Genomic DNA, 26115 nt, shown 5'->3' with positions numbered 1-26115 from the left:
TGCCCGCCCTAGACTTCCGCGGTGCCCGAGTTGTCGATCGTCACCACGAGCGAGCGGCCGGATCTCCAGCGAAGTGCCGTGGACCGGCTGCGCGGCAGCTGGCCGCTGTTCATCCTCAAGGACCCCGTCTCGAAGACGCACCGCGCCGCGGTCCGGGAGTACTTCCCGCACCTGGACCTGCTGCTCGTCGAGGACGGCGAGGTGGTGGCGAACGCGGCGGGCGTGGCCCTGCGCTGGGACGGTGGGGTGTCCACGCTGCCCGGCGGTTACGACGGCGCGATGGTGGCGGCGGTCCGGGAGCACGAGAGCTCCGTGCGGCCCGACACCCTGTGCGTCATGGCGGCGACGGTCGTGCCCCACCGCACCGGCTCGGGGCTCGCGGGCGCGATCCTCACCGGGCTGCGCGACCGCGCCGCGGAAGCGGGGCTGGAACGGGTGGTCGTGCCGGTGCGGCCCACGCTCAAGGCGAGCTACCCGCTGACGTCGACGACGGACTTCATGGGCTGGAGCCGCGCCGACGGCCTGCACCTGGACCCGTGGATCCGCACCCACCAACGGCTCGGCGCGACCATCCTGGCCCCCGCACCGCGGTCCATGACGGTCACCGGCACGGTCGCCGAATGGGAGACGTGGACCGGCATGGCGTTCCCGCAGACCGGCCGCTACGTCGTCCCCGGCGGGCTGGACCTGGTCGAGATCGACCGCGAACGCGACCTCGGCACTTACAGCGAGGACAACGTCTGGATGCGGCACCGCTGAGGGCACTCCCCTCGTTCGGGGTACTGCCGTTACCTCCTTCTCCCCCGCCCGAGCGCCTACGTTGGGGGCATGAGCCAGACCGATCGCCGCGCCGAGGTGCGCGAGTTCCTCAGCTCACGGCGGGCGCGCATCACGCCGGACCAGGCGGGGTTGCCCGCCTACGGGGGCAACCGGCGGGTCAAGGGGTTGCGGCGGGAGGAGGTCGCGCTGCTCGCGGGGGTGTCCATCGACTACTACGTGCGCATGGAACGGGGCAACCTGGCCGGGGCGTCGGACGGTGTGCTGGACGCGGTGAGCCGGGCGTTGCAGCTCGACGAGGCCGAGCGCGAGCACCTGTTCGACCTCGCCCGGTCCGCGGAGCCCGGTCCGCGCCGCCGTTCGAACCCGCCCACCAGCGTGCGCCCCGCGGTCCAGCAGGTGCTCGACGCGATCAGCGACGCTCCCGCGTGGGTGCGCAACGGCCGCCACGACATCGTGGCCATGAACCGCCTCGGCCGCGCCCTGTACTCCCCGGTGCTCGCCGATCCGCGCAGGCCCGCGAACACGACCCGGTTCGTCTACCTCGACCCGGCAGCGCCCGAGTTCTTCGTCGACTGGGACCGGATCGCCAACGACGCCGCGGCGATGCTGCGCCTGGAGGCGGGCCGCGCCCCGCACGACCGCAAGCTGATCGAGCTGGTCGGCGAGCTGTCCACGCGGAGCGAGGTCTTCCGCAAGCGCTGGGCCTCCCACGACGTCCAGTTCCACCGCAGCGGCCACAAGCGGCTGCGGCACCCGGTCGTGGGGCAGCTCGACCTGAACTTCGAGTCGATGGAACTGCCCTCCGAGCCCGGCCTGGTCCTCAACGTCTACACCGCCGCCCCGGACAGCCACGCGGCCGACGGCCTCAAGCTGCTCGCCAGCTGGGCGGCGACCCTGGACACGACCCGGCCGCTCTCGGCGAACCCCTGACGGACGCGCGCTGAGGGGTACTGCCATTACCTGGAAGGCCAGTCCCTGCCGCGCCTCCCGCGACGGGCGTTCGATGGGTGTCGGCCAGGAAGACCGCTCCGCGGCGGTCCGAGCCGAACACCTCCGGAAGGGCAGCAACACCTCCATGCGAGCCACCTTCATGCACGGCCCCGGCGACGTGCGGGTCGAGGACGTCCCCGACCCGCGGGTCGAGCGGCCCACGGACGCCGTCGTCCGGGTCGTCCTCGCCTGCGTCTGCGGCTCCGACCTGCACCCCTACCGCTCGGCGGCCACGACCGACGAGGCCAGGCCGATGGGGCACGAGTTCCTCGGCGTCGTCGAGGACACCGGCTCCGAGGTCACCGGCCTGGAGCGCGGCGACTTCGTGGTCTCCCCGTTCGCGTTCGCCGACAACACCTGCCCGATCTGCCTCGACGGCTTCCACACGGCCTGCCCGCGCGGCGGCTGGTACGGCGCGGGTGGTGTGGGCGGGGCGCAGGCCGAGGCCGTCCGCGTCCCGCAGGCCGACGGCACCCTGGTGAAGGTCCCCGGCGACGTGGACCCGGCCCTGCTGCCCTCGCTGCTGGCCCTGACCGACGTCTACCTCACCGGCCACCACGCGGCCCGCATGGGCCGGGTCGGGCCCGGCAAGACCGTGACGGTCATCGGCGACGGCGCTGTCGGCCTGTCCGCCGTGCTGGCCTCCCGGCGCATGGGCGCCGAACGGATCATCCTCATGGGACACCACACCTCCCGCACCGACCTCGGCCGTGAGTGGGGCGCCACCGACGTGGTCGCCGAACGCGGCGAGGAGGGCATCGCGAAGGTCGTGGAGCTGACCGGCGGCGAGGGCTCCCCCGTGGTGCTGGAGGCCGTCGGGCTGATGCCCGCCTACGAGCAGGCCTACGGCGTCGTGCGCCCCGGCGGGGTCATCTCCCGCGTCGGGGTCCCCCAGTACGAACTGGCCCCGGTCGGCTTCGGCTCGCTGTTCGGCAAGAACGCGGGCCTGACCGGCGGCCCCGCACCCGTGCGCGCCTACCTGGAGCAGGCGGTCGACGACGTCCTGCGGGGGCTCGTCGACCCTGGCAGGGTGTTCGACGCCGAGGTCGGCCTCGACCAGGTGGCCGACGCCTACCGGCGGATGGACAGCCGCAGCAACCTCAAGGTCGTGGTGCGCCCGTGACCACCAGCCCGTCCGACGACAACACCACACGAGGAGCGGAAGCGATGGAGCACATCACACTGGGTGACCTGGACGTGGCCCGGATCGGTCTGGGCGCGATGGGCATGTCGCACGGCTACACCGGGGCAGGGAGCGACGACGACGAGTCCGTCCGCACCGTCCACCGCGCCCTCGACCTGGGCGTCACCCTGGTCGACACCGCCGAGGTCTACGGCCCGTACGCCAACGAGGAGCTGGTCGGGCGCGCGCTGAAGGGCCGCCGCGACGAGGTCGTGCTCGCGACGAAGTTCGGCATGATCTCCCACACCGGTCGCCCGCGGGGGTCTTTGGACAGCAGCCCCGAGAGCATCCGCGTCGCCGTCGAGGGCTCGCTCACCCGCCTCGGCACCGACCGCATCGACCTGTACTACCAGCACCGCGTCGACCCCGACACCCCGATCGAGGACACCATCGGCGTGCTGGCCGACCTGGTCGCCGAGGGCAAGATCCGGCACATCGGCCTGTCCGAGGCGGGCCCGGACACCATCCGCCGCGCCCACGCCGTCCACCCGGTCACCGCCGTGCAGTCCGAGTACTCGCTGTTCACCCGCGACCCCGAGGCCCGCGTCCTGCCGGTGCTGCGCGAGCTGAACATCGGCTTCGTGCCCTTCTCCCCCTTGGGACGCGGCTTCCTGACCGGCGCGATCCGCTCCACCGACCAGTTCGACGCAGGCGACTTCCGCGCCGAGAACCCCCGGTTCACCGAGGAGAACTTCCAGCACAACCTCCGGCTGGCCGACGAGGTCGCCGCCATCGCGACCGAGGTCGGCGCCACGCCCGCCCAGGTGGCCCTGGCGTGGCTGCTGGCCCAGGGCGACGACATCGCGCCCATCCCCGGCACCAAGCGCGTGTCCCGCCTCGAGGAGAACCTCGCGGCCGACGCCGTCCGCCTGGACGACGAACAGCTCGCCGCGCTCAGCAGCCTCCCCCAGGCCGCGGGCGACACCCACACCGAGGCGCAGATGCGGATGATGGAGCGCTGACCGGTTCGTCCATCGAGGACGGTCACGCCCTGTGGCCCTCCTCGACGGGATGCTCGATCTGCTCGCGGAGGATGTCGCCGTGGCCCGCGTGGCGCGCGAAGTCCTCGATCGCGAGCAGGTAGACGAACCGCAGGCTGACGTCGCCGACGCGGGGGTGCGTCCTGATGTCGTCGAGGTCGAGCTCGGCGGCGATCGCGCGGGAACACTCGCAGGCGCGGTCGAACTCGGCGATCACGTCGGCCGACGACTCGTCGTCGGCGACCTCGAAGCTCGCGTCGCCGGGTGTCGTACCGCCGTCGCACTCGCTCTCGGGCAGGCCCGCGAGGACGTGCTGGAACCAGATCCGCTCGGCGACCGCGGCGTGCTTGAGCAGTCCGAGCGGTGTGGTCCGGGAGGCGACGAGGCGGCGGCGGGCGTCCTCTTCGGACAGACCGCGCACGACGGCGACGAGCTCGGCGCGGTTGCGGTCGAGCATGTGCTCCAGCAGGCGGCGCTCGGTGCCGGTGGTGATCCGCGGCATCGACCAGGTCATGGTCAGCTCGATTCTGTCGGGCGGGATCCGCGCGGTCGCGGCGGTGGACGGCCTCGGCGCGGGAGGAGTGCGGCCTGATCGGCGGCGGTCTCGGGAGGCCGGGAGTCCCACCGGCCTGGCGCGCCGCGCGGGCGTCGGTCGGACTCTACCGCCGGAACGCGCCGGTGCCGACCCCCTGGCCGGTCCGGGAACCAGGACAGCCCTGGTTCCCGCACTAGGCGGGGGTTCGGCACCGGCGTTCGTCGAGGGTCGGCCCTCAGACGCCGCAGTTGGGCGCTGACCAGAGCTGACCCGAGCGCAGCGCGGTGTGGACGTGGTCGTCGTGGTCGGGGTAGCCGGGGCCGAGGATCTCGGTGAAGCCGTGGTACCGGGCCTGCTTGGCGATCGCGCAGAAGCCCTGGACCCCGGCGCCGAGGTCGGCCGCGTCGCCGTACATGTGGCGGCTGGTGGCCGATCCGCCCACCGCGCTGTTGCACGAGACGCTGCGGAAGCCGCCGTTGACGGTGAGCGGGCGGTCGCCCAGCGCGTGCCGCAGTGCTTCCAGCTTCCACATGGTGACGCGGGCATTGGCCTTGGCCTGGGTGGCAGACACCTTGCCGCCGGACCAGTCGGAGTTGCACCGGTTCAGCTCGCCGTAGGTGAAGTGGACGGGCGTGCAGTCGTCGTCCTGGAGCGCGTAGACCTTGGCGAACGTGGCAGGACCCGCGACACCGTCGGCCACCAGGCCGTAGGCCTGCTGGAAGCGGACGACCGCGGACCGGGTGGCCGCGCCGAACTGGCCGTCCAGGGCGACCACCGCGCCGTAGCCGGGGTAGCCGGAGACGCGGATCTGGAGCTGCCGCACGTCCTCGCCGCTCGCGCCCTGCGACAGCGAACGGCTCCAGGTGTAGCACCCGTCCATGGCGTGGATGTCGTCCTGCGCGACGGGTCCGGGGTCGGCGGCCGCCGTCCCGGTGCACGCGAGCAGGCCCGCGACGAGCAGGAGCAGGATCCTTCGCAGCATGGGGGAACACCTTTCGGGGCAGGGGTCGAGGTGGTGCCCGGAGCGTGTCGGAGGATCGGGATCCGGTCAACGAGTCGCGAACACGACACTTCGGTCGAAGTGCGACGACCGATCGGGGTTCCGCCGGACCGACACCGCGTGGCGCGCGCCCAGCCCGTCCGCCGTGGACCCGTCGCACGGCGGTCAGGCGCTCGGGTGGGACTGCCGTCAGGGGCCCGCCCGCTAAGCGGCACCTCCTCCACCGCGCGCGGCCACCAGGATCGCGGCGCCGAGGAGCGCGGCGATCAGGACGATCCGTTGCACCGCGAAGAGTCCATCGTGGACATCGACGCCATGACGACGTCCGTCACGCCCTCAGCGCCGGGGCCTTGTCGAGCACGTGGGCGACCGCTTCCTCCAGGGGCACACCGGAACCCGAGTGCCAGGCCACGATCGCGTCGGGCCGCGGCAGCGGTGCGCCGTCCGCGGGCAGCTCCACGTCCACGAGCCGGTCCGGGTCCGTCACCGCGACCACGATCAGGTCGAGCCCACGGGCCTTCTCGTTCCACGGCAGGACGTCCGCGCCCGTGAGCACGGTCAGGCCCGGTCCCGCGAGGTCCATTGTGGACACCCCGTCACGGACTCGGGCGTGCGGGACGCGGGTACCCGGCCTCGCGCCTGTTCGCCGCGCGCGGCTTCGAGGCCGTCACGGTCGCGGAGATCGCCGAGGCCGGCGACCCGGTCCGCGCCGACCCCGGCCGGGCCCGCGTCCGGCACACCTTCCACCCACCGCTGGCCGTGAGTTCGACCGGCCACCGCTCGGCAACACACCCGACACCGCCCTGGCGAAAGCACGCCGGTGCTCCCTGGTGAGCCGATCATCATCGGCGACGGGGGCGACGTCGCCTCCAGCGACGACGACGGCAACTCGATCATCGCCCAGCACAACGGCGACAACGTGACCTGCGGTCGCGTCGCCGTGCGCACGCTCCGGAGTGGACGGTGACCGGATCCGCTTCCGCGCGCGGCCGGTCATGCCCTTCCCCGCGAAGATCGACTGCGTCGCCGTGATCGACGGCGACACGATCACCGGCAAGGCCGCGCACCCCGTGACGGACCTGGGCTTCTCCGGTGTCCGCGAGCGATCCTAGGCGGACCGGGCCGTCTCGGGGCTGGTTCGGGTCTTGAGCACGAAGTCGTGGACGACCGTGTTGAAGGGGACCTCGAAGCCGTGGGCGGCGATGTCCTCCGGGTCGTCGCGCCGGACCAGGTCGGCCTGCAACGACGGCGCGGCGACCTTGGGCCCCGCGACGTCGAGCGGGATGACGGGGTCACCGGCGAAGTAGACCTCGCCGCGGAACGGCTTGAGCAGGTCGGGGTGGTGGACCTCGTAGTGGATGTGCGCGGGCCGGTAGAGGCTGCGGCCCAGCGCCGCGACCGCCGCGACCACCTCGGCGCTCAGGTCCCGCGCGTCGGAGTAGGGCACCGGGGTGATGGTGGTGAAGGAGTAGCGGCCCTCGGCGTCGGTGAGCAGACGGCCGCGCAGGTTGTGCTCCGGCTGGCCGTCGTCCAGGAAACCGGAGTAGACGCCGTCGTTGGAGGCCTGGTAGATCACCAGCTCCGCACCGGCCAGCGGGCGGCGGTGACCGTCCAGGACGCGCCCGGACGCGATCAGCGGGACACCCGGCTCGTCCGGGCGCATCGGCAGCACGCCGGGGTTCCCGATCATCGGGGAGCCGGGCACGTAGGTCGGGCTGTCCAGCTCCTCGGAGATCGTGTAGCCGTCGCCACCGCCCTGGAAAACCTCGCTGAACAGGGGTACGGCGAGCATGGCGAGCGGCAGGCCGCTGGTGTCGTGCAGGTGCTCCAGCAGCGAGCCGACCACCCGCAGGTCGTCGAAGGTGAAGCCGTGCTCGTCGCGCAGGCGGGCGAGCGCGTCCTTGAACGCCTCGGTCAGGCGCACGGCGCGGGGGTTGATCCGGGTCTGGTCGATCGCCCACGGGGCGTCGGTCGTCGTGGTCATGCCGAGTTCCTCCCAGGATGGGGGTGACAGTAAGTGGAACGGCCTTCCCGTTTCCGTCTCCCACCGTAGCACGGTAAGCGGGAAGGCCGTTCCACTTAGTAGAATGCCGCCATGCCCAAGCCCACAGGCCCCGCTGACACCCCAGGTCAGCAGTCCGAGACCGCTCTGCGCGCGGACGCCGAGCGCAACCGCGAGCGGATCCTGGAGGCCGCCCGCCGCCTCTTCGGCACCGAGGGCCTGGGGGTCTCCATGGCGTCGGTGGCCCGCGAGGCGTGCGTGGGCAAGGCCACGCTCTCCCGCCGCTTCGACACCCGCGAGGACCTGATCGACGCGGTGTTCGTCGACCGCATGGACGACTACGCGGAGTCCGCCGTCGAAGCACTCGCCGACCCCGACCCCTGGCGCGGGTTCACCCGCCACATCGAGCGGATCTGCGCCATGCAGGCCGCCGACCGGGGCTTCGCCGCCGTGCTGACCCAGGCCTTCCCCACCGCCAAGGTCATCGAGGCCAGGCGTGCCAAGTCCTACCAGGACTTCCAGGAGCTCATCAGGCGCGCCAAGGCCACCGGCCACCTGCGGGAGGACTTCGTGGCCGACGACGTCATCGTCATGCTCATGGCCAACGCGGGCGTCATCGCCGCCACCGGCGACGCCGCCCCGGACGCCTGGCGCCGCCTCTCCGGGCACATGCTCCGCGCCTTCGCCACCCCCGGCGCACCCCTCCCCCCGATGCCTCCCCCACCCACCACCAGGGACCTCTACCGCGCCATGATCCGCTACGGCCGCCCCTCCCCCGACACGACGGGAACCGCCTCGTGACCGGCCGCTCCGACATTCCCGGAAGTGCGGTGCCGACCCTGTCGCACCGGGCTCGGGGTCACGTGTCGGAAATGGCATCGGAAATGGGCACGACCGCGTCGAAAGGGGATCGGAACCGTGGTCGAAGGTGATGTCACCGCTGTCGCGGTCGGCGCGCGGGACTGCGGCGACCTCCCGGTCGAGAACGGCGAGTTCGTCCGCCAGGTCCTGACCAGGATCGGCGACAAGTGGACGCTGCTCGTGGTGGCCAACCTCGAGGACGGCCCGCGGCGGTACTCCGACCTGAGGCAGGCCGTGCCCGGCATCTCGCAGCGCATGCTCACCCTCACCCTGCGCCAGCTGGGCGAGGACGGCCTGGTCAGCCGGACCTCGTACGGCGAGGTGCCGCCACGGGTCGAGTACGCCCTCACCCCGCTCGGCGGAAGTCTCCTCGAGACGGCCGCCGCGCTCGTGCGCTGGGCGTCCACCCACCACACCGAGATCCGCGAGAACCGGTCCCGCGCGGCCGCCCGGTCCGAACGCGACTGACGCGGGCGGGTCACGGGCCGAAAGCCCGACCGACAATTCCCGGTCCGGACATCGCACGTCGTGGGATCGGACCCAAAACGAACACCGATGTGCCTTTTGCAACACCCCTGAAGGTGATGCACCATGGCGTCGCGCGGGAGATCGTGACCGCGCGGTAGTGCGAATTCGACCGCACACCAAGTGGAACGCCACTCGACCACGGGAGAAGCATGTTCGCTCAAGTCGTGTCCAGGTACGGGGGTTTCGACGCCGTCGAGTACCGGGAGGTCGGGGAACCGGTCCCCGGCCCCGGTGAGATCCGCGTGCGCGTCGCCTACGTCGCCGTGAACGCCATCGAGTGGAAGATCCTCGCCGGGAGCGTCGCGGAACTCCTCCCGCAGACCTTCCCCGTCGTCCTGGGCAACGAGGTGTCCGGCGTCGTAGACCACGTCGGTGACGGGGAGCACGACCTGCGGGTCGGCGACCGGGTGACGGGCTTCGTCCGGGGCGGTGGTGACGCCGAGTACGTCCTCACCACCCCCGACCGCGTCGCGGTCGTCCCCGACGGGCTCTCGCTCCGGCGCGCCGCGACGATCCCGCAGGGCGTCGAGACGGCCCGGCGCGCGATCCGGGAGCTCGGTGTCGAGGACGGCGAGACGGTGCTCGTCAACGGCGCGGCGGGCTCCATCGGGAGCGCCGCGGTCCAGCTCCTCGTCGACCGGGGCGTCGTCGTCATCGGAACCGCGCGACCGGACAACCACGAGTACCTGCGCGGCCTGGGCGCGATCCCGATCGAGTACGGGACCCGGCTGCTCGACCAGCTCGCCGCCGCCGCCCCGAAGGGTGTCGACCGGGCACTCGACTGCGGCTCACGGGGGTTCGTGCGCCAGATCCTGCCCGTCGTGCCCGCGGACCGGGTCATCACGGTGGCGGACTTCGAGGCGCAGGCCCTCGGCGTGCCCATCACCATGGGCGCGGGCCCGCACGAGCTGTACGCCGACTCGTTCCGCGACGTGCTGCCGCTCGCCGCGCGAGGGCGCTTCGCGACCGAGATCGCGGCGGAGTTCCCGCTGAGCGAGCTCACGGCCGCGTGGAAGATGAACGAGGACGGGCACTTCCGCGGGAAGATCGTCGTCAAGGTCGCCCAGCTCGACTGACCGACGCCTGCTCACCCGGAGTCCGAGGTCGACCACCTTGTGCCGCAAGGGGAACGGCCGTCGCCGCGCCGACGTCGAGGCCGACCGCGGGCGGTGGGGCTCAGCCGTGCCGGGCCACCGCCCCGGAGTCGGCGTCGAGCGCTTCGAGGACCGCGTCGCCGTTCTCCCTGGCCCACTCGGTCAGCACGTGGATCGGGTCGATCAGCGACGCCCCGAGCGGGGTGAGCTCGTACTCGACGCGGGGCGGCACCTCGGCGTAGGCGTGGCGGTGGACGAGCCCGTGCGCCTGGAGCCGCCGGAGCGTCTGGGTGAGCACCTTGCGGGAGATGCCGCCGATCAGGTCGACCAGCTCGCCGTGGCGCACCGGGCCCCCGCTCAGGCCGCTGAGCACGACCGCCGTCCACTTGTCGGCGATCAGCTCGATCGTCATCCGCCCTGGGCAGTCGGCGAGGAAGGGACCGCCGGGCTCGACACAGCTCATGGCCCAAAGGTACCTGGGGGTTCCCATCGCCTGCCTAGCCTGGATTCCGTTCCCCCAGAACCAGGAGAGTCATGCGAGTCATCACCCAGCAGGAGCTCGGCGGTCCCGAGGTGCTCACCATCGTGGACGCGCCCGCGCCCCGGCCGTTGCCGACCGAGGTCCTCGTCCGCGTCAAGGCGATCGGGCTGAACCCGTTGGAGGCGCGGCTGCGCGCGGGCGAGTTCCCGCTCATCGGCGGGCTGCCGTTCGTCCTCGGTTGGGACATCAGCGGTGTGGTCGAGGACGGGCCGCAGACCTGGCGGTTCAGGCCCGGTGACGAGGTGTTCGGGATGCCGCTGTTCCCCCGCGCGGCCAACGCCTACGCCGAGGTCGTGGCCGCTCCGGCGTTGCACCTGGTGCGCAAGCCGGCGTCGCTCTCGCACGTGGAGGCCGCGGCGCTGCCGGTCGTCGGGCTGACGGCGTGGCAGGGCCTGGTCGACCTCGCGGGCGTGGGCGCGGGCGACCGCGTCCTGGTCCACGGCGGTGGCGGCGGGGTCGGCCACGTCGCGATCCAGATCGCGAAGGCGCTCGGCGCACACGTGATCACCACCGCCAGCGCGGCCAAACGGAAGTTCGTCGAGGGGTTCGGCGCCGACGAGGTCGTCGACTACACGGAGGTCGACTTCGCCGAGGTGGTCCGCGACGTCGACGTCGTGCTCGACACCATCGGCGGTGACGTCGTCGAGCGGTCGCTCGCGGTGCTCCGTCCGGGAGGTCACCTGGTGACGGCGGTCGCCGAGTCGGACCCAGGGCTCGTCGCCAAGGTCGAGGCGGCGGGCATGCGCTTCAGCGGGGTCGCGGTCGACCCCGACCCGGTCGGCCTGCGCGGTCTCGTCGACCTCGTCGAACAGGGCGGGCTCCGCGTCCACATGCAGGAGACGTTCCCGTTCGACCGCGTCGCCGACGCGCACCGCGTGCTCGACGGCGGCCACCTCCAGGGCAAGCTCGTCCTCACCGTCTGACGTGGCGACTGGGGCCTCGGGAGACCGGGGCCCCACCCAGCGCGTACGCGCCCACCGCGCAATGGGAAAGCGCTTCCCGCTCGTACAGGTCCGCCATCGCCCCGGCCACTTCCAGGCCGCCACCCCCTGTTCGTCCACTTCGCCTCCTCCGCACCGACAACGGGTCGAGCCCATCCCCGCCGGACTTGCGGCGAGGCGGCGAGAAGTCGCCCAGTCGGGAGGTCAGTGGCCGCTCATGTCGTGCATGCCCGTCATCGGCATCTCCGTGCCCGCCGGAGGCCGCTCGGCCGGACCGCCCTCAGCCCGGCCGATGAGGACACCGAGCACGCAGCCGACGCACAACAGGGCCGCGAGCACGCAGACGACCAGTGCCAGGACGGTGCCCGCGGGCGCACCGGACCTCCCCGCCGAGCTCGTCACCGACCGCGTTCCGCCCATGGTCGACATCCAACGCGGCACCGCTCTCCACCCCGTCTCGACGGGCACTCGGGTCGTCGTCGACGCGGTGGGCGTCAGGTGCTCGACGCACCGACCGCCCGGCCCGGCCGCGACCCGGTCGGCGCCACCCGGCGCAGGGCGAAGTAGGCGACGACACCGCCGACGGCGACCAGGGCGGCCGACATGACCAGGCCGAGGTGGAAACCCTCGACGAACGCGCCGTCCGCCGTGCTCCCCGTCCGCCGCGCCCGGCTCTCCCCGGCGGCCAGCACGGCGCCGATGGCGGTGATGCCGATCAGGCCGCCGGTCTGGCGCACGGTGCTGAAGATCGCGGAGGCGACACCCGCCCTGCCCGCGGGCATGACGCCGAGGATCGTGGTCGGCAACGACGTGGTGAACCCGGCCCCGATCCCCATCACCACCAGCACGGCGGTGACCTGCGCGAAACCCGCGTCCGTGCCGAGCAGCAGGCCGCCCGCCATGCCCGCGGCCATCACGACCATCGCGCAGGCGACGGACCGGTGCGCGCCGAACCGGCGCGCCGCCCGGTCGTTGAGCACCGAGCCGATGATCACGAGCAGTGCCATGGGCACGAACACGAGCCCGGTCCGCGTGGGCGAGAACCCGAGCACGCCCTGGAGGTAGAGCGAGGTGAAGAAGTAGATCCCGTAGATGCCGAACGCCCAGATGAACGCGGCCACCATCCCTCCGCCGAACACGGGGTCGCGGAACCAGGAGGGGGTGACCATCGGGTCGGTGCCGCGCAGCTCGACGACCACGAACGCCGCGCCGCCGAGCACCGCGACGACCAGGCAGCCCACGATGACCGGTGAGCCCCAGCCCGCCTGGCCGCCCTGGATCAGCGCGTAGGTCAGGGCGAACAGCGCACCTCCCGACGTGGCCAGCCCGGCGAGGTCGACCCGTGCGCCCACCCGGTCCGCCGCGGGCGGCCCGACCGACCAGGCCCCCGCCACGAGGACCGCCACGCCGATCGGGACGTTGATCAGGAAGATCCACGCCCAGCCGACGTGCTCGCTGAGCACGCCCCCGAGCAGCGGTCCCACCGCCAGCGCCAGCGCGCCCGCGGCACCCCAGATCCCCATCGCCCGGTTCCGCTGCCGCTCGACCGGGTAGAGGGCCTGGATGACGGCCAGCGCGGCCGGGGTGGCGGCGGCCGCACCCAAGCCCTGCACCGCCCGACCGCCGATCAGGACGGCCGGGTGCCAGGCCAGCCCGGCGAGCAGCGACGCGAGGGTGAAGACCCCCATGCCCACCAGCAGGAGCACGCGGTTGCCGTGGAGGTCGGCGAGCCTGCCGCAGACCAGCAGGAGGCACCCGAACACCAGCACGTAGGAGCTCACCACCCACTCGAGCCCGGACACGCCCAGGTGCAGGTCGCGCCGCATGGACGGGAGGGCGACGTTGACGATGTTGTTGTCCAGGTACGTCATGAACGTCGTGGCGATGACGGTGAGGAACGCCCAACGGCGTCGTGCGTCGGTCAGGGGGACCACCGCCTAACGGTCGATCTCGGGTGGTAGCAGGAAGCAGTAGGGTCTGCGCCGGACCTTGAGCTGCCAGAGCCGGTCGGCCCTGCGGAGCCGTTGCAGGACCGTCCACGTCGTGGCGTCGCCCTGGTAGTACCGCGCGACCTCCTGGACGCCCAACGGCCGCTCCAGCCGCGCGTTCGCCAGCTCCACCAGGAACGGCACCAGGTGGCCCAGCGACTCCTTGTGCAGGTTGCCCAGGAAGTCGAGGACGACGCCGCGGACCGAGAAGTACTTGTCGAGGATCCGACCGGTCATCGTCACCCGGACCGGCGTGCGCAGGACCCACGGCAGCGAGGTGACGAACAGCCGCACGTCCAGCAGCTCCCGACCGCGCTCGTCGCGCAGGAACGGCGTGGTGACGTCGAGGTAGTGCGGCTCGCCGTCGACCTCGACCCAGTTCGACGCCTGCGCGTCGAGCCCCAGCGTGGGTGCGACGACCCGGTCCACGGTGTCGAGGAAACGGGTGAAGAAGCCGCGGACCCAGGCCTCGTCCTCGGTGCGCAGCAGCGCCGAGCACAGCCGCCCCGCCGGAAGCGCCTCCTGCACGCAGTAGGCCGCCACCTCCCCCGACGGCGCCGTCAGCGCCCTCAGCTCCGAGTCGACGACGGCCACACCCGCCTGCCGCAGCCGTCCCAGGTACTGCTCGAACCGCTCCTGGTACCGGTCGAACCGGGCCCGGTCGGCGAAGGTGGGCAGCCGTTTGCAGGCCAGCGCGCCCTGCGGGGTCTCCAGTCGCAGGACCATCGAGCTCTCGCCGTACCCGATGACGTCCAGGGAGGAGTCGCGACCGGTCCGGAAGGCCGCCGCCACGCGGTCCTCCAGGCCTTGCAGCTCGGCCCGCGACACGGTGATCGCCATGCTCGCCTCCGCGGGGTCGGCTACCGCTGCCCGGTCCACTGCTCGCTGTGCGCCCAGAGCTCCTCGGCCAGCCGACGGGTCGCCCGCGGGCTGGCCTCGCGTTCCCGGCACCTGTCGTAGAACAACCCGCTCGCCGAAGCCACCTCGGGGGACGCCGCGCAGTACACCGAGGTCTCGGCGCCCCGATCGGTGTCGATCATGAACCGCGTCATCAGCGGGCGGACCGGCCACGGCACCTTCCGCCAGATGTCGGAGGCCACCACACCGGGGTGCACGCAGTACGCGGTGACGCCGGTCCCGGCCAGCCTGCGCGCCAGCTCCTGGGTGAACAGGACGTTGCAGAGCTTGGAGACGCGGTACTCGGCGTAACCGGTGACCGGGCGGGTCACCCGCCGCAGTGCGCCGAAGTCGACGGTCCTGGCGCTGTAGTGGGCATCGCTCGACACGTTCACGACCCGCGACGGCCCGCTGGCGACCAGCAGGTCGAGCAGCCCCATCGTCAACGCGAAGTGCCCCAGGTGGTTCACGCCGAAGGTGAGCTCGAAGCCGTCCTCGGTGAGACCGCGATGGCCCGCCACCCCGGCGTTGTTGACCAGCACGTGCAGCGGTTCGCCGCGGGAGGCGAAGTCGCGTGCGCACTTGTCGACCGACGCGAGGTCGGCCAGGTCGAGGTCGAGCAGGTCCACGTCGTGGTTCCCGCTGGCGGCGACGACCTCCGCCACCGCCGCGCGCCCCTTGGCCGCCGACCGGCAGGCCAGGAACAGCCTGCCGCCCCGCGCGGCCAACGCCTTCGCCGTCGCCAGGCCGATCCCGGTGCTCGCACCGGTGATCAGGACCGTCCGTCCGGACATGTCACCCATGGTCTTCCCACCTCTCGACGCGCACGTCAGCTGACACCGAGGCTGCTCTTGGCGGCCTTCTCGAACACGCTGAACGGGAGCAGCCGCTTGGCCACGAGCCCCACCCGCTCCCCCGCCTTGCCGACCGACACCCGCCGCGGCGGCCGCCGTGCCCGCACGACCCGCTGCACGGCGGCGGCCACGTGGTCGGCGGTGCACCCGTTGGCCTCGTCGCGTTCCATGACGCCGATGGCCAGCTTGAGCGCGTCGGCGTAGACGTCGTCGGTGGCCGCCCTGGCCGCCATGCGGCGGTTGGCCGTGAAGTCGGTGGCCGCGTTCCCCGGCTGCACCAGGGTCACCGAGATCCCGAACGGCCGGACCTCGTAGGCCAACGACTCCGCATAACCCTCGAGGGCGAACTTGCTGGCGCTGTAGAACGCCTGGAACGGCAGCCCGATCGCGCCGCCGATCGAGCTCATCAGGACGATGCGGCCACCGCGCCGGGCGCGCAGGTGCGGCAGCGCGGCCTGGACAAGCCTTGCGGTGCCCCAGAAGTTCGTCTCGAACTCCGCCCGCGCCTCGTCGATCCCGGTGTGCTCCACCGCTCCGGCCACGGCGAAGCCCGCGGCGGGCACGATCGCGTCCAGACGGCCGTGCCCGCGCACGACCTCGGCGACCCCGGCGGTGACCGACTCGGTGTCGTCGACGTCCACGACCAGGCCGGTCCAGCCGTCGCCACCGCTGCCGCGGCGGCTCGCGCCGACCACCGTCCAGCCCGCCGCGGCGAACCGGTCCGCGCAGGCCCGTCCGATGCCCGCCGAGGCCCCGGTGACCATCATGACTCCGTTGTGCCCCACCACAACCCCCGCCTTCCCGGTCGTCACGGCGCAGCCGTGCGGATGGCCTCGACCACGCGGTCGAGGGCGTACTCGATGTCGTCCTCGCCGTGGTCGGCGTTGGCGAAGAAGCGCAGCCGGCACTGGTCCTGGGCGACCGCCGGGTAGCCGATGGGCATGACGTTCACGCCGGCGGCGAGCAGCGCGTTGGAGACGGCCATCGTCACTTCCCAGTCCCCCAGGACGATCGGGACCACGGCCGACTCGCGGGAGACCCCGGTGTCCAGCCCCCGTGCCCGCGCCGCCGTCCTGAGGAACTCCGCCAGCTCGCGCACCCTGGCGACCCGTTCGGGCTCGTCCCTGATGACGCGGATGGCCTCCAGGGCCGCGGCGGCGTTGGCCGGTGAGATCCCGGTGCTGAAGATGTGCAGCGGTGTGGTGTAGCGCAGGTACTCGACGACCGGTCCGCGCGCGGCGATGTAGCCGCCGAGGCTGCCCAGCGCCTTGCTCAGCGTCCCCATCCAGAGGTCGACGTCGGCGCGGTCGACGCCGAAGTGCTCGCCGATGCCCGCGCCCGTCGCGCCGAGCACGCCGACGGAGTGGGCCTCGTCGACCATGATCATGGCGTCGTGCCGCTTCGCGACCTCGACGAACCGCGGCAGGTCGGGGATGTCGCCGTCCTGGCTGTACACCCCCTCGACCACGACCAGTGCCCGGCGGTGGCGGTCGCGCACCAGGCGCAGTCGCTGGTCGAGCGCGCCCCAGTCGTTGTGCGGGAACGGTTGTCGCCGCGCTCCCGACAGCACGCAGCCGCGCACGACGCTGTCGTGGATCCACTGGTCGTGCAGGATGACGTCAGGCGGTCCGAACAGGTGCCCGACCGTGGCCACGTTGGTGGCGTGCCCTCCGGCGAACACCACCGCGGCCTCGGTGCCCAGGAAATCCGCGATCCCGGTGGTGAGCTCCTCCAGCAGCGGTGTCTCCCCGCACAGCAGCGGAGTCGCCGACGCGGAGGTCCCGTAGCGGTCGACGGCGGCCTTGGCCGCCTCGCGGACACGGGGGTGGTTGGACAGCGCCAGGTAGTTGAACGCCGCGAAGTTGACGACCCGGACACCGCCGACCGTCGTGCGCCCGGAGTTGTAGCCCTCGTGGAGCCGGTTGTAGGGGTTCGCGCCACCGAGCTCGACCTGCTGCCTGCGCTGCCGCAGCGCCACGTACTCCGGCCACTGCTCGAACGCGGTCTCCTTGGCCACCAGGGGAACCACGGGTGCGGCGGGCACGTCCTCCGCGACGCCCAGCAGCTCCATCAGCTGGGCCACGGTGGGGTCCTCCGCGAGCGCCTTGCGCAGCCGCTGCGCCCGGTCGTCGGGCCGCGTCACGAGCCCGCGGTGCAGCTCGGTCGCCATGAGCGAGTCGAAGCCCAGGTCCGCGCCCAGCCGCGCGTGCGGCGGGATCTGGTCCGCGGCGAACCCCGACACGCGGGCGAGGTGGTCCACGACGTCCTGGCGGCTCAGCTCGCGGTCCGCGACCACCGGCGAGGGGGCGACGGTGGAATCGCCGAGCTCTCCAGGGGGTTCGGCCGTGGTCGGCGTGTCCAGCCAGTAGGACCGCGGCTCCTGGACGGCGTGCGGGACGTCCACCACCACGCGGGGGCGGTGCCGGTCGAGCGCCGACCAGTCCACGCCGCCGTCCGCGCAGTGCAGGCGTCCCAGCGACCGCAGCAGGGTCTCCCACTCGTGCCCGGACCGCAGTGAGGGCAGCAGGAGCGCCGCGTCGTGCTCTGGGGTCATGGCGCGGCCGAGAGCGGTCAGCGTCGACCCCGGACCGATCTCCGCGAAGACGTCGCACCCCAGCCGACGCAGGGCGGCGAACCCGTCCGCGAACCGCACCGGGCTGAGCATGTGGTCCACCCAGTAGGTCCCGCCCAGGTCGTCCACCACCCCGCCCGCCAGGTCGCTGACGAACGTCGTCGTCGGTGTGCCGAAGCGCATCCCGTTGACGGCGTCGCGCAGCAGCGGTGCCGCGCCGGCCATCATCGGCGAGTGGAACGCGTGCGAGACGCGCAGGCGGCGGACCTCGACCGAACCCGCTTCGAGCTCGCGCCGGACGCGTTCGACCGCGTCGGTCGGCCCGGCCAGCACCAGGTGGTCGGGGGCGTTGACCGCGGCGACGACGACCGCCGGTTCCTGTTCGACGACGGCCCGAACGACCTCCGCGTCGCCGGTGCAGGCGATCATCGTGCCGTCGGCGCCCTGGGCGTCCATGTACCGGGCGCGCAGGGCGACGAGCGTCAGGGCGTCGTCGAACTCGACCGCGCCCGCCACGCAGGCGGCGCTGTAGGCGCCGACGCTGTGCCCCAGCACCGCCGTCGGCCGCACCCCGAGCGAGGTCCACAGCCGGGCGAGGGCCACCTCCAGCGCGACCAGCGCCGGTTGGCAGTAGCGCGTCCGCGCCAGCAGGTCCGCGTCCTGCTCGGCGAAGAGCAGGTCGGGCAGCGGGCGGTCGAGCAGCGGACGCAGCACCGCGTCCGCGTGGTCGACGGTGTCGCGGAACACCGGATGCCCCTCGTAGAGCTCGCGACCCATTCCCGGGTACTGCGCGCCCTGGCCGCTGAACAGGAACGCGACCCGCCGGTCGGGCGCGGTGTCGACGTCGCGGACCACCGCGGTCGACGGCTCGTCGCGTTCCAGCGCGGCCAGTGCGGCGTCGAGCTCCCGCGCCGTCCTGCCGACCAGCGCGGCGCGGTGGCGCAGCAGCGCGCGTCCCGTGTTCGCCGACCGGCACAGGTCGTCCACCCTGGTCGCGGGGTCGTCCGCGAGCAGGCGCCGGTAGTGCCCGGCCAGGGTGCGCAGCGCGGTGGGCGTGTGCCCGGACAGGCACAGCACGTGCGCGGCGCGCTCCGGCGCGCTCGCGGTGGCCTCCACGCGCCGGGCCTGCTCCAGGACGACGTGCGCGTTCGAGCCGCCGAACCCGAACGAGCTGACGGCCGCGCGGGCGGTGCCGCGCGTCGGCAGCTCGGTGCGCCGCCTGGACACCGACAGCCCCGAGTCGGCCCAGGAGAGCCGGGTGCTCGGTGTCGAGAGGTGCAGCTGCGGCGGCACCTCGCCGTGGTGCACGACCAGCGCGGCCTTGATCAGCCCGGCGACCCCCGCGGCCGCCTCAAGGTGCCCGATGGAGCTCTTGACCGACCCGACCAGGCAGGGCTTGTCCTTGGAGCGACCGGCGCCGTAGACGGCCGTCAGCGCCTCCCACTCGACGAGGTCGCCGAGCTTGGTCGCCGTGCCGTGCGCCTCGACGTAGTCGACCTGCTCGGCGTTGAGCCCGGCCTTGCCGAGCGCGCGCTCGATCACCTGGCGCTGCGCGGCCCCGCTCGGCGCGGTGATCCCGTTGGTGCGGCCGCCGTGCCCGACCCCGGACCCGGTGACCGTCGCGTAGATCCGGTCGCCGTCGGCGAGCGCGTCCGACAGCAGCTTGAGGCACACGATCCCCGCGCCCTCGCCGCGCACGTAGCCGTCGGCGTCGTCGTCGAACACCCGGCAGCGGCCGTCCGGCGCGAGGATCCGCCCCTTCGCGAAGGCCGTCGTCAGCGTCGGCGACAGCATGAGGTTGACACCACCGGCGAGGGCGAGGCCGCACTCGCGTTCGCGCAGGCTCTGGCAGGCCATGTGCACCGCGGTGAGCGACGAGGAGCAGGCCGTGTCCAGGGCGATGCTCGGACCGTGCAGGTCGAGCAGGTAGGACAGCCGGTTGGCCGCGACCGCGTGGGCGTTGCCGGTGGCGGTGTACAGGTCGGGCTCGTCGTGGTCACCCGTCCGCAGGGTCGCGTAGTCGTTGCTGCTGATGCCGACGAACACGCCCCCGTCGCCGCCCGCGAGGTCGGCCGGGGCGATCCCGGCGTCCTCCAGGCACTGCCAGGCGACCTCGAGCAGCAGCCGCTGCTGCGGGTCCATCCGCCGGGCCTCGCGGGCGGAGACGCCGAAGAACCGGGCGTCGAACCGGTCGACGTGGTCGAGGAAACCGCCGTGGCGGGGAGCCCCGGTGGAACCGGCGTCCCAGCGCTGAGGGGGGACCTCCGTGATGGCGTCGCGGCCGTCCAGCAGCAGCTGCCAGTAGGAGCGGACGTCGGGTGCGCCGGGGAACCGGCAGCCGATGCCCACGATCGCGACGGGCTCCTCGGTGCGGCCGACCGTCGTGGTGGCGGCCGCCGGTGCCGGTGCCGGACGGCCGATCTGCCGCGCCAGGTCCCGGATGGTCGGGTGGTCGAACACCAGACCCGGCGTCACCTCCCGGCCGAGCCACGCGCCGAGCTCGTCGACGAGGGTCACCAGCTGCCGCGAGTCCACGCCCACCGCGGTCAGCGGCACCGCGGTGTCGATCGCGGTGGCGGGCAGGCCGAGCATGTCCCCGATCCGCGCCGTGAGCCACTGCCGGATCTCGACCGGCTCCGGAACGTCGTCCTGCTTCCCCTTGTGCCACAACGACAGCAGTGCGTCCACTCGGGGGTCGACCAGGAGCGGCCCGAGCGGCGGGGCCGACCCCGCTCCCCCGTCGACGGTCCGGACCACTTCGAGCAGTCCGGAGTAGTCCAGGCCGATCTCCGCGAAGCCGCGGCCCGCGAGGTCGGTCCGCCCGGTGGTCTCCGCCAGCGCCTCCAACACCGAGGTCGTGCTCGACGGAGCCGTACCGGTGTCCCGCGGGGAGGGTCGCACCACGCTCGCCGCCACGACGGGGAGCGCGAAGGCGCGGAAGTCCTCGGCGCACGCCCGTCTTCGCAGCTTGCCGCTGGTCGTCTTGGACAGCGCTCCGGGGCGGAGCACCACGACGGCGTGCGGCGAGACCTCGTGCTCGGCCGCGATCCGCGCGCGCACCGTCGCGAGCAGACCGTCGGTGTCGTGGAGCTGGTCGCCCGCGGCCTCGAGGGCGACCACCATCTCCTCGGCACCGTCCACGTCGGTCGAGAACGCGGCGACGCTGTTGGGTCTGGACGCGCCGACCGCCTTCTCCACCGTGAGCTCGACGTCGTGGGGGTGGTGGTTGCTCCCCTGCAGGACCATGACGTCCTTGGCGCGGCCGACGACGAACAGCTCGCCCTCGTGCTGGAACCCGAGGTCGCCGGTGCGCAGGTGCGGCACACCCGGCTCGTCGGCGAGGACGGCCCCGAACGTCCGCCGGGTGGCCTCGTCGTCGCCCCAGTAGCCACGGGCCACGCTCGGTCCCGCCACCCAGATCTCCCCGATGCGGCCGGGGACGACGCGGTCGCCGGTGTCCGGGTCAACGATGGCGACCGAGACGGTGTCGGCGGCGGCACCGCAGCCGACGAACCGGGTGCAGCGGGCGGTCTGGTGGGTCGCCGGGACCGGAGCGCCCTCGGCGACCGTCGCCGCGTCGAAAGCGCGCTGCACGGGCTCCACCGCGGGTTCGGTCGCCGTCACCATCAGGGTCGCCTCCGCGAGCCCGTAGCACGGTGCGAAGGCGCGGCGGTCGAAGCCGCACGGCGCGAAGAACTCGGCGAAGCGGTCCAGCGTCCCGGCCCGGACCGGCTCCGCGCCGTTGAGCGCGTGCTTCCACCGGGACAGGTCGAGGGTGTCCCGCTGCTGTTCGGTGATCTTGCGCAGGCAGTGCTCGTAGCCGAAGTTCGGTCCGCCCGCGGTACTGGCGCCGGTCTGCGACAGGGTCTCCAGCCACAGCAGCGGCCGTCGCAGGAAGGCCATGGGGGACATGAAGTGCAGCGGCACGCCGCCGTGGAGCGCGTTGAGGATGCACCCGATCAGACCGAGGTCGTGGTGGGGCGGGAGCCAGGACACGATCGCCGAGTCCTCGTCGTGCCCGAGCCTGCGGTGGATGGCGTCCAGGTTGTGCAGGATGTTGTCGTTGCTGACCACGACCCCCTTCGGGGTCGAGGTCGACCCCGAGGTGTACTGCAGGAACGACACCGAGTCCCGGTCGGTCCCCGGATCGTCCCACCGGTCGGCCAGTGACGGGTCCAGCGCGTCCGTTGCCAGCCAACGCATCCCGCCGAGCCCGACGACGGCGCTCTCGCGCCCGTGGGCCTCGGCGTACCGGACGAAGTCCGCCGTGCTCAGCGCGTGCGTCGCCGAGCAGTCCAGGGCCATCGCGGCCAACCGCCGCGCCGACTGGCCGAACCTGTTGGTGTCGAACGGGTAGGCCGGCACCGCGACGGCACCCGCGTACTGGCAGCCGAGGAAGGCCCCGACGTAGTCCAGACCCGGTTGGTGCAGCAGCAGGACCGGTTTGCCGCGCAGTCCTTCCTGACCCAGTCGCACCGCGACGGCGCGGGCGTGCGCGTCGAGCTGGCGGTAGGTCCACGTCCGACTGGCGCCGGAGTCGCCGACGAACCGGTAGGCGAGCGCGTCGGGCGCCCGCTCGACGTTGGCGCGCAACAACATGGCGAGCGTCTCGGGTCCTGCTGAACGGGTGCCGCTCATCTTCGATCGCGATCCATGACCGCACCTTCCCCATGAGGTGGTCTCGGCGGACGACGTCCACGTGCCTGCCACCGGTCGTCCTCGTCGACACCGGCATTCCCTTGGCGCCAGCCGGATCCGCCGGGTCCGGCTGGCCGGGGCAGCACTGTCGCACCCACGGGTTCAGAACCCGCACAATCCGGGTTCAACCTCCGGTTCACCGCACGTCCACCGCGAGTTCACGGGGTATACAGGAGTGATGACCGGGGGCAGTGGAGAGGTCGCGCCGTTATCCGTCGCGATCACCGTTTTGGGAAGTTTGGAAGTCGTGTCGGATGGAATCCGACTACCGGTAGGGCACGCCCGGCAGAAGGCCGTGCTGGCCGTGCTGCTGACCGACGTCAACCAGGTGGTGCCGCCGGACAGGCTCGTCGACCGGGTCTGGGGCGAGCGCGCACCGGCACGGGCGCGGTCGGTGCTGCGGACCTACGTGTCCAACCTGCGCCGCGCGCTGCACCGGACCGGCATCACCGTCCTGTGGCACGACACCGGTTACCGGCTGGGCGCCGACCCCGACAGCGTGGACCTCCACCGCTTCCACCGCTTGGTCGCCGAGGCCCGCGACAGCCGCGGTCCGCGCGACGCGCTGGCGCTGGTGGACGAGGCCCTGGCGTTGTGGCGCGGCGAGCCGCTGGCCGAGCTGGACACCCCGTGGGCGCGGTCGGTGCGCGAACAACTGCACCGGGAGCACGCCGCCGCCCGTGCCGACCGGGTCGACTGGGCCCTGCGCTGCGGCAGGCACGGCGAGGTGCTGCCCGAGCTGACCGCGCGGGTCGACGAGCACCCGCTGGACGAACGCCTCACCGGCCAGGCGATGCTGGCGCTGTACCTGTCCGGGCACCAGGCCGAGGCGCTGGAGCACTACCGGCGCATCCGAAGACAGCTGGTGGACGAGGTCGGCACCGACCCCGCGCCCGCGTTGCAGGAGCTGCACCAGCGCATCCTCGCCGCCGACCCCGCTCTGGCCCACCCGCCCGTCGAGACGGCCCGCCCGGTGGTGGTCCCCCGGCAGCTGCCCGCCCCGCCGACGCCGTTCATCGGCCGCGACGACGAGCTCGACCTGCTCGACACCGCGGTGGACGTCCCCGGCAGCGCCACCACCGTCGTGCTCTCCGCCCTCGCGGGCGCGGGCGGGATCGGCAAGACCTGGCTGGCCCTGCACTGGGCCCACCGCAACGTCGACCGCTTCCCCGACGGGCAGCTGTTCGTCGACCTCCGCGGCTACAGCCACCACAGCGAACCCCTGAGCCCCGCGACCGCGATCCGCGGGTTCCTCACCGCGCTCGGCGTCGACCCCACCTCGCTGTCGGCGGACCTGGACGCCCAGGCGGCGCTGTACCGCAGTCTGCTGGTGGGCAAGCGGATGCTCGTGGTGCTGGACAACGCCGCCACCGCCGAGCAGGTGACCCCGCTGCTGCCGGGCAGCCCGACCTGCACGGTGCTGGTCACCAGCCGCACCAGGCTGGCCTCGCTGATCGACCGCCACGGCGCCGTCCACGTCCAGCTGGACGTCCTCGCCGACACCGAGGCGTGGCAGCTGCTGACCGGGCGGTTGCACCGGGCCCGGATCGCGCCCCAGCCGGAGGCCGTCGCCGAGCTGGTCGAGCTGTGCGGCGGCTACCCGCTGGCCCTGTCGATCACCGCCCGCAAGGCCGCTACCCGCCCCGGCGTCGCGCTGGCCGAGATCGCCGCCGAGCTGCGCGAGCTGGGGATGGAGACGCTCGACCACGACACCGATCCCGCCGCGAGCCTGCCCGCCGTGCTGTCGTGGTCGCTGCGCAGGCTCACCGACGTCCAGCGCACCGTGTTCGGGCTGCTGGGCATCGCCCCCGGCCCGGACACGACCGTGCCCGCCCTGGTCTCCCTCACCGGGCTGCCCGAGGCACAGACCCGCAGGGCCCTCCACGCCCTGGAGGACGCCTCCCTCGTCCACCGGCGCGCGCACGGCCGCTACGCCATGCACGACCTGATCCGCGCCTGCGCCGCCACCACCGCCCACCAGGACCTGACCGGGCAGGTGCGGGAGGAGGCGCTGCGCAGGCTGCTCGACTTCTACACCCACACCGCGTGCGCCGCCGACCGGTTCCTGAACCCCCACCGCCTCCCCGTGCACCTCGCCCCGACCGCACCCGGCGTGCGCCCGCACCGGCTGCCGGACGCGCAGGCCGCGCTCGCCTGGTTCGACGCCGAGCACGCCTGCCTGCTCGCGAGCCACCAGACCGCCGTGGGCCACGGGTGGCACGCCGACGTGTGGAACCTGACCCGTGCGCTGGACACGTTCCACAGTCTGCGAGGCCACCGCCACGACCGGCTCGTCATGTGGCAGGCCGCCGCCGAGGCCGCCACCCACCTGCCCGACCCCACCGCCCTCGCCCACGCCCACCGGGCGCTCGGCCTGGTGTGCGCCGGCCTGGGGCGGCTGGAGCAGGCCATCGCCCACCTCCGCCTCGCCCTCACCGAGGCCGAGCACCACGAGGACCCCACCCAGCAGGCCCACATCCACGTGGCGCTCACGGCCGCCTGGGAGCACCTGGGCGACGACCGGCGCGCCCTGGACCACGCCCGCCGCGCCCTCGACCTCCACCGCGGCCTCGACCAGCCGGTGGCCGAGGCCGAGGCGCTCAACGTCGTGGGCTGGTACTCCGCCCGCCTCGGCGACTACGACACCGCCCGCGTCCACTGCCACGCCGCCCTCACCCTGCACCGCCGCCACCGCGGCAGCCCCGACGGCGAGGCGAACACGTTGGACACGCTGGGTTTCATCGCCCACCGCACCGGCCACCACGCGCAGGCCGTCGCCCACTACGCCCACGCCCTGGCCCTGTACCGCGACCACGGCTACACCCACCAGGTCCCTCCCGCCCTCGACGCGCTCGGCCACCCCCACGCCGCCCTCGGCCACCACGACCAGGCCCGCTCGGTGTGGCGGGAGGCGTTGGAGCTGTACCGGGAACAGGGCCGCGACGACGACGCGGAACGGATCCGCCGACAGCTGGACGGCCTCGCGGCGGGCTCCTTGGGACCGGCGAAGACCACGGAGAGCGCGTGAGCCCCGCCCTGTCATGGGCCCGGATGGGCGGTCGGGTCGGTGGGAAGGTGGCGGTGCTCCGGACGGCCTTGCTGCTGCTCGGTGCGCCGGCGTGCCTCACCGGCCCGCCGCCCACCCGTGTCGTGCCCGCGGGAGCCGACTGCGCGGCGTTCACCGTGCTCGGCGACGCCCGGTCGCCGAGCGGCGCGACCTGGACCTGCCGGTCGACCGACCAGGGGGTGCGCTACGCCTTGGAGGGCGTCCTGTTCACGCCCGCGGGCGGAGGACCGCACCCGGCCGTCGTGATCAGCCACGGCCGCAACGGCGACGCGGGCAAGTACTCGGCCCGGATCGCACGCGCCATGATCGACTGGGTCTGGTCGCCATCGCCACGAACTACACCCACACCCCGGACGCGGTCGACCACGGCAACGCACCCGACGGGCCCGACTGGCCCGACGGCGCCGACGCCGTCGTGCCGCTGTCGGAGGACCAAGCGCTCGTTCGCGTGCTCACCGCCGACGGCACACCGGACGCCCGGCTGGACCACGCCGGGATCCGGTAGGGCCGCGACGCATTTTTCAGTCAACACTGAACTCTTCGAGGATACCGACACCCACTCCGCCGAATGATCCACGACGAACTCAGCTACCGCCGCGCCCCG

At 73.0% G+C, this 26115-nt stretch carries 22 protein-coding genes and 1 pseudogene; 12 read left to right on the top strand and 11 right to left on the bottom strand.

Translation table 11 applies throughout. From position 1 onward, the window contains the following. Nucleotides 1–21 precede the first annotated feature (21 nt). The 4 genes from CLV43_RS33355 (at nucleotide 22) to CLV43_RS33340 (ending at nucleotide 3915) form a co-directional block, all read left to right on the top strand. The gene (locus tag CLV43_RS33355; protein WP_106192277.1) at nucleotides 22–759 is read left to right on the top strand and encodes a hypothetical protein; all 738 of its coding nucleotides are present in this window, start codon (nucleotides 22–24) and stop codon (nucleotides 757–759) included. A gap of 69 nt (nucleotides 760–828) precedes the next feature. Next, nucleotides 829–1710: a helix-turn-helix transcriptional regulator gene (locus CLV43_RS33350; protein WP_106192275.1), complete on the top strand. Its 882-nt coding sequence runs from the start codon at nucleotides 829–831 to the stop codon at nucleotides 1708–1710. 145 nt (nucleotides 1711–1855) lie between these two features. Then, nucleotides 1856–2893, top strand: coding sequence for an alcohol dehydrogenase catalytic domain-containing protein (locus CLV43_RS33345; RefSeq protein WP_211304677.1), 1038 nt, complete (start codon nucleotides 1856–1858; stop codon nucleotides 2891–2893). A 44-nt stretch (nucleotides 2894–2937) separates the two neighbouring features. Further along, entirely contained in the window at nucleotides 2938–3915 is a 978-nt protein-coding gene (locus tag CLV43_RS33340; protein ID WP_106192498.1) for an aldo/keto reductase, read from the top strand. A gap of 22 nt (nucleotides 3916–3937) precedes the next feature. Here CLV43_RS33340 and CLV43_RS33335 read toward each other — a convergent pair whose 3' ends face one another. The 3 genes and pseudogenes from CLV43_RS33335 to CLV43_RS33325 form a co-directional block, all read right to left on the bottom strand. Continuing rightward, nucleotides 3938–4447, bottom strand: coding sequence for a DinB family protein (locus CLV43_RS33335; protein WP_106192274.1), 510 nt, complete (start codon nucleotides 4445–4447; stop codon nucleotides 3938–3940). 256 nt (nucleotides 4448–4703) lie between these two features. After that, a complete protein-coding gene (locus CLV43_RS33330; RefSeq protein WP_106192272.1) occupies nucleotides 4704–5450 on the bottom strand; it encodes a D-Ala-D-Ala carboxypeptidase family metallohydrolase in 747 nt (248 codons plus the stop codon). Between the two features lie 346 nt (nucleotides 5451–5796). Continuing rightward, nucleotides 5797–6090 (bottom strand): annotated as a pseudogene (locus CLV43_RS33325) (aromatic-ring hydroxylase C-terminal domain-containing protein); the annotation flags it as partial. A 198-nt stretch (nucleotides 6091–6288) separates the two neighbouring features. Here CLV43_RS33325 and CLV43_RS48075 point away from each other — a divergent pair. Both CLV43_RS48075 and CLV43_RS48070 read left to right on the top strand, forming a co-directional pair. Beyond that, a complete protein-coding gene (locus CLV43_RS48075) occupies nucleotides 6289–6435 on the top strand; it encodes a hypothetical protein (protein ID WP_170156128.1) in 147 nt (48 codons plus the stop codon). Next, nucleotides 6425–6580, top strand: a complete 156-nt coding sequence (locus tag CLV43_RS48070) for a hypothetical protein (RefSeq protein ID WP_170156127.1) — start codon at nucleotides 6425–6427, stop codon at nucleotides 6578–6580. Before CLV43_RS48075 ends, CLV43_RS48070 begins: the two co-directional genes overlap by 11 nt. Here the strand turns inward: CLV43_RS48070 and CLV43_RS33320 are convergent. After that, nucleotides 6577–7452 (bottom strand): dioxygenase family protein, encoded by an 876-nt coding sequence (locus CLV43_RS33320; protein WP_106192268.1) that lies wholly within the window; start codon nucleotides 7450–7452, stop codon nucleotides 6577–6579. The genes CLV43_RS48070 and CLV43_RS33320 overlap by 4 nt on opposite strands. A gap of 111 nt (nucleotides 7453–7563) precedes the next feature. On the opposite strand from CLV43_RS33320, the gene CLV43_RS33315 reads away from it, so the two are divergent. The 3 genes from CLV43_RS33315 (at nucleotide 7564) to CLV43_RS33305 (ending at nucleotide 9935) form a co-directional block, all read left to right on the top strand. Then, entirely contained in the window at nucleotides 7564–8271 is a 708-nt protein-coding gene (locus CLV43_RS33315; RefSeq protein ID WP_106192266.1) for a TetR/AcrR family transcriptional regulator, read from the top strand. Nucleotides 8272–8388: 117 nt separating this feature from the next. Continuing rightward, complete coding sequence (locus tag CLV43_RS33310; RefSeq protein WP_106192265.1) at nucleotides 8389–8799, top strand: winged helix-turn-helix transcriptional regulator; 411 nt, start codon at nucleotides 8389–8391, stop codon at nucleotides 8797–8799. A gap of 224 nt (nucleotides 8800–9023) precedes the next feature. After that, nucleotides 9024–9935, top strand: coding sequence for an NADP-dependent oxidoreductase (locus tag CLV43_RS33305; RefSeq protein ID WP_170156126.1), 912 nt, complete (start codon nucleotides 9024–9026; stop codon nucleotides 9933–9935). A gap of 100 nt (nucleotides 9936–10035) precedes the next feature. Here the strand turns inward: CLV43_RS33305 and CLV43_RS33300 are convergent, their stop codons facing one another. Continuing rightward, nucleotides 10036–10416 (bottom strand): winged helix-turn-helix transcriptional regulator, encoded by a 381-nt coding sequence (locus CLV43_RS33300; RefSeq protein WP_106192262.1) that lies wholly within the window; start codon nucleotides 10414–10416, stop codon nucleotides 10036–10038. 71 nt (nucleotides 10417–10487) lie between these two features. On the opposite strand from CLV43_RS33300, the gene CLV43_RS33295 reads away from it, so the two are divergent. Next, complete coding sequence (locus tag CLV43_RS33295; RefSeq protein ID WP_106192260.1) at nucleotides 10488–11417, top strand: NADP-dependent oxidoreductase; 930 nt, start codon at nucleotides 10488–10490, stop codon at nucleotides 11415–11417. Between the two features lie 222 nt (nucleotides 11418–11639). Here the strand turns inward: CLV43_RS33295 and CLV43_RS33290 are convergent, their stop codons facing one another. The 6 genes from CLV43_RS33290 to CLV43_RS33265 form a co-directional block, all read right to left on the bottom strand. Beyond that, nucleotides 11640–11855, bottom strand: a complete 216-nt coding sequence (locus CLV43_RS33290) for a hypothetical protein (protein WP_146174994.1) — start codon at nucleotides 11853–11855, stop codon at nucleotides 11640–11642. A gap of 74 nt (nucleotides 11856–11929) precedes the next feature. Further along, a complete protein-coding gene (locus tag CLV43_RS33285; RefSeq protein WP_211304676.1) occupies nucleotides 11930–13369 on the bottom strand; it encodes an MFS transporter in 1440 nt (479 codons plus the stop codon). A gap of 3 nt (nucleotides 13370–13372) precedes the next feature. Continuing rightward, nucleotides 13373–14263, bottom strand: a complete 891-nt coding sequence (locus tag CLV43_RS33280; RefSeq protein WP_106192494.1) for a DUF6206 family protein — start codon at nucleotides 14261–14263, stop codon at nucleotides 13373–13375. 20 nt (nucleotides 14264–14283) lie between these two features. Further along, nucleotides 14284–15114 (bottom strand): SDR family oxidoreductase, encoded by an 831-nt coding sequence (locus tag CLV43_RS33275; protein WP_170156125.1) that lies wholly within the window; start codon nucleotides 15112–15114, stop codon nucleotides 14284–14286. Nucleotides 15115–15149: 35 nt separating this feature from the next. Beyond that, entirely contained in the window at nucleotides 15150–15941 is a 792-nt protein-coding gene (locus CLV43_RS33270; protein WP_146174993.1) for an SDR family NAD(P)-dependent oxidoreductase, read from the bottom strand. Between the two features lie 41 nt (nucleotides 15942–15982). Further along, nucleotides 15983–22384: a type I polyketide synthase gene (locus tag CLV43_RS33265; protein WP_106192253.1), complete on the bottom strand. Its 6402-nt coding sequence runs from the start codon at nucleotides 22382–22384 to the stop codon at nucleotides 15983–15985. Nucleotides 22385–22691: 307 nt separating this feature from the next. Here CLV43_RS33265 and CLV43_RS33260 point away from each other — a divergent pair, with 307 nt between their 5' ends. Next, entirely contained in the window at nucleotides 22692–25472 is a 2781-nt protein-coding gene (locus CLV43_RS33260; protein ID WP_342749831.1) for an AfsR/SARP family transcriptional regulator, read from the top strand. Next, nucleotides 25469–26083 (top strand): hypothetical protein, encoded by a 615-nt coding sequence (locus CLV43_RS47280; protein ID WP_146174992.1) that lies wholly within the window; start codon nucleotides 25469–25471, stop codon nucleotides 26081–26083. Before CLV43_RS33260 ends, CLV43_RS47280 begins: the two co-directional genes overlap by 4 nt. The last annotated feature ends 32 nt before the right edge of the window (nucleotides 26084–26115 follow it).

The sequence above is a fragment of the Umezawaea tangerina genome (assembly GCF_003002815.1).
Lineage (GTDB): Bacteria > Actinomycetota > Actinomycetes > Mycobacteriales > Pseudonocardiaceae > Umezawaea > Umezawaea tangerina.
Note: the sequence above shows the minus strand (reverse complement) of the source record. Positions and strands in the feature narration are given on the sequence as shown.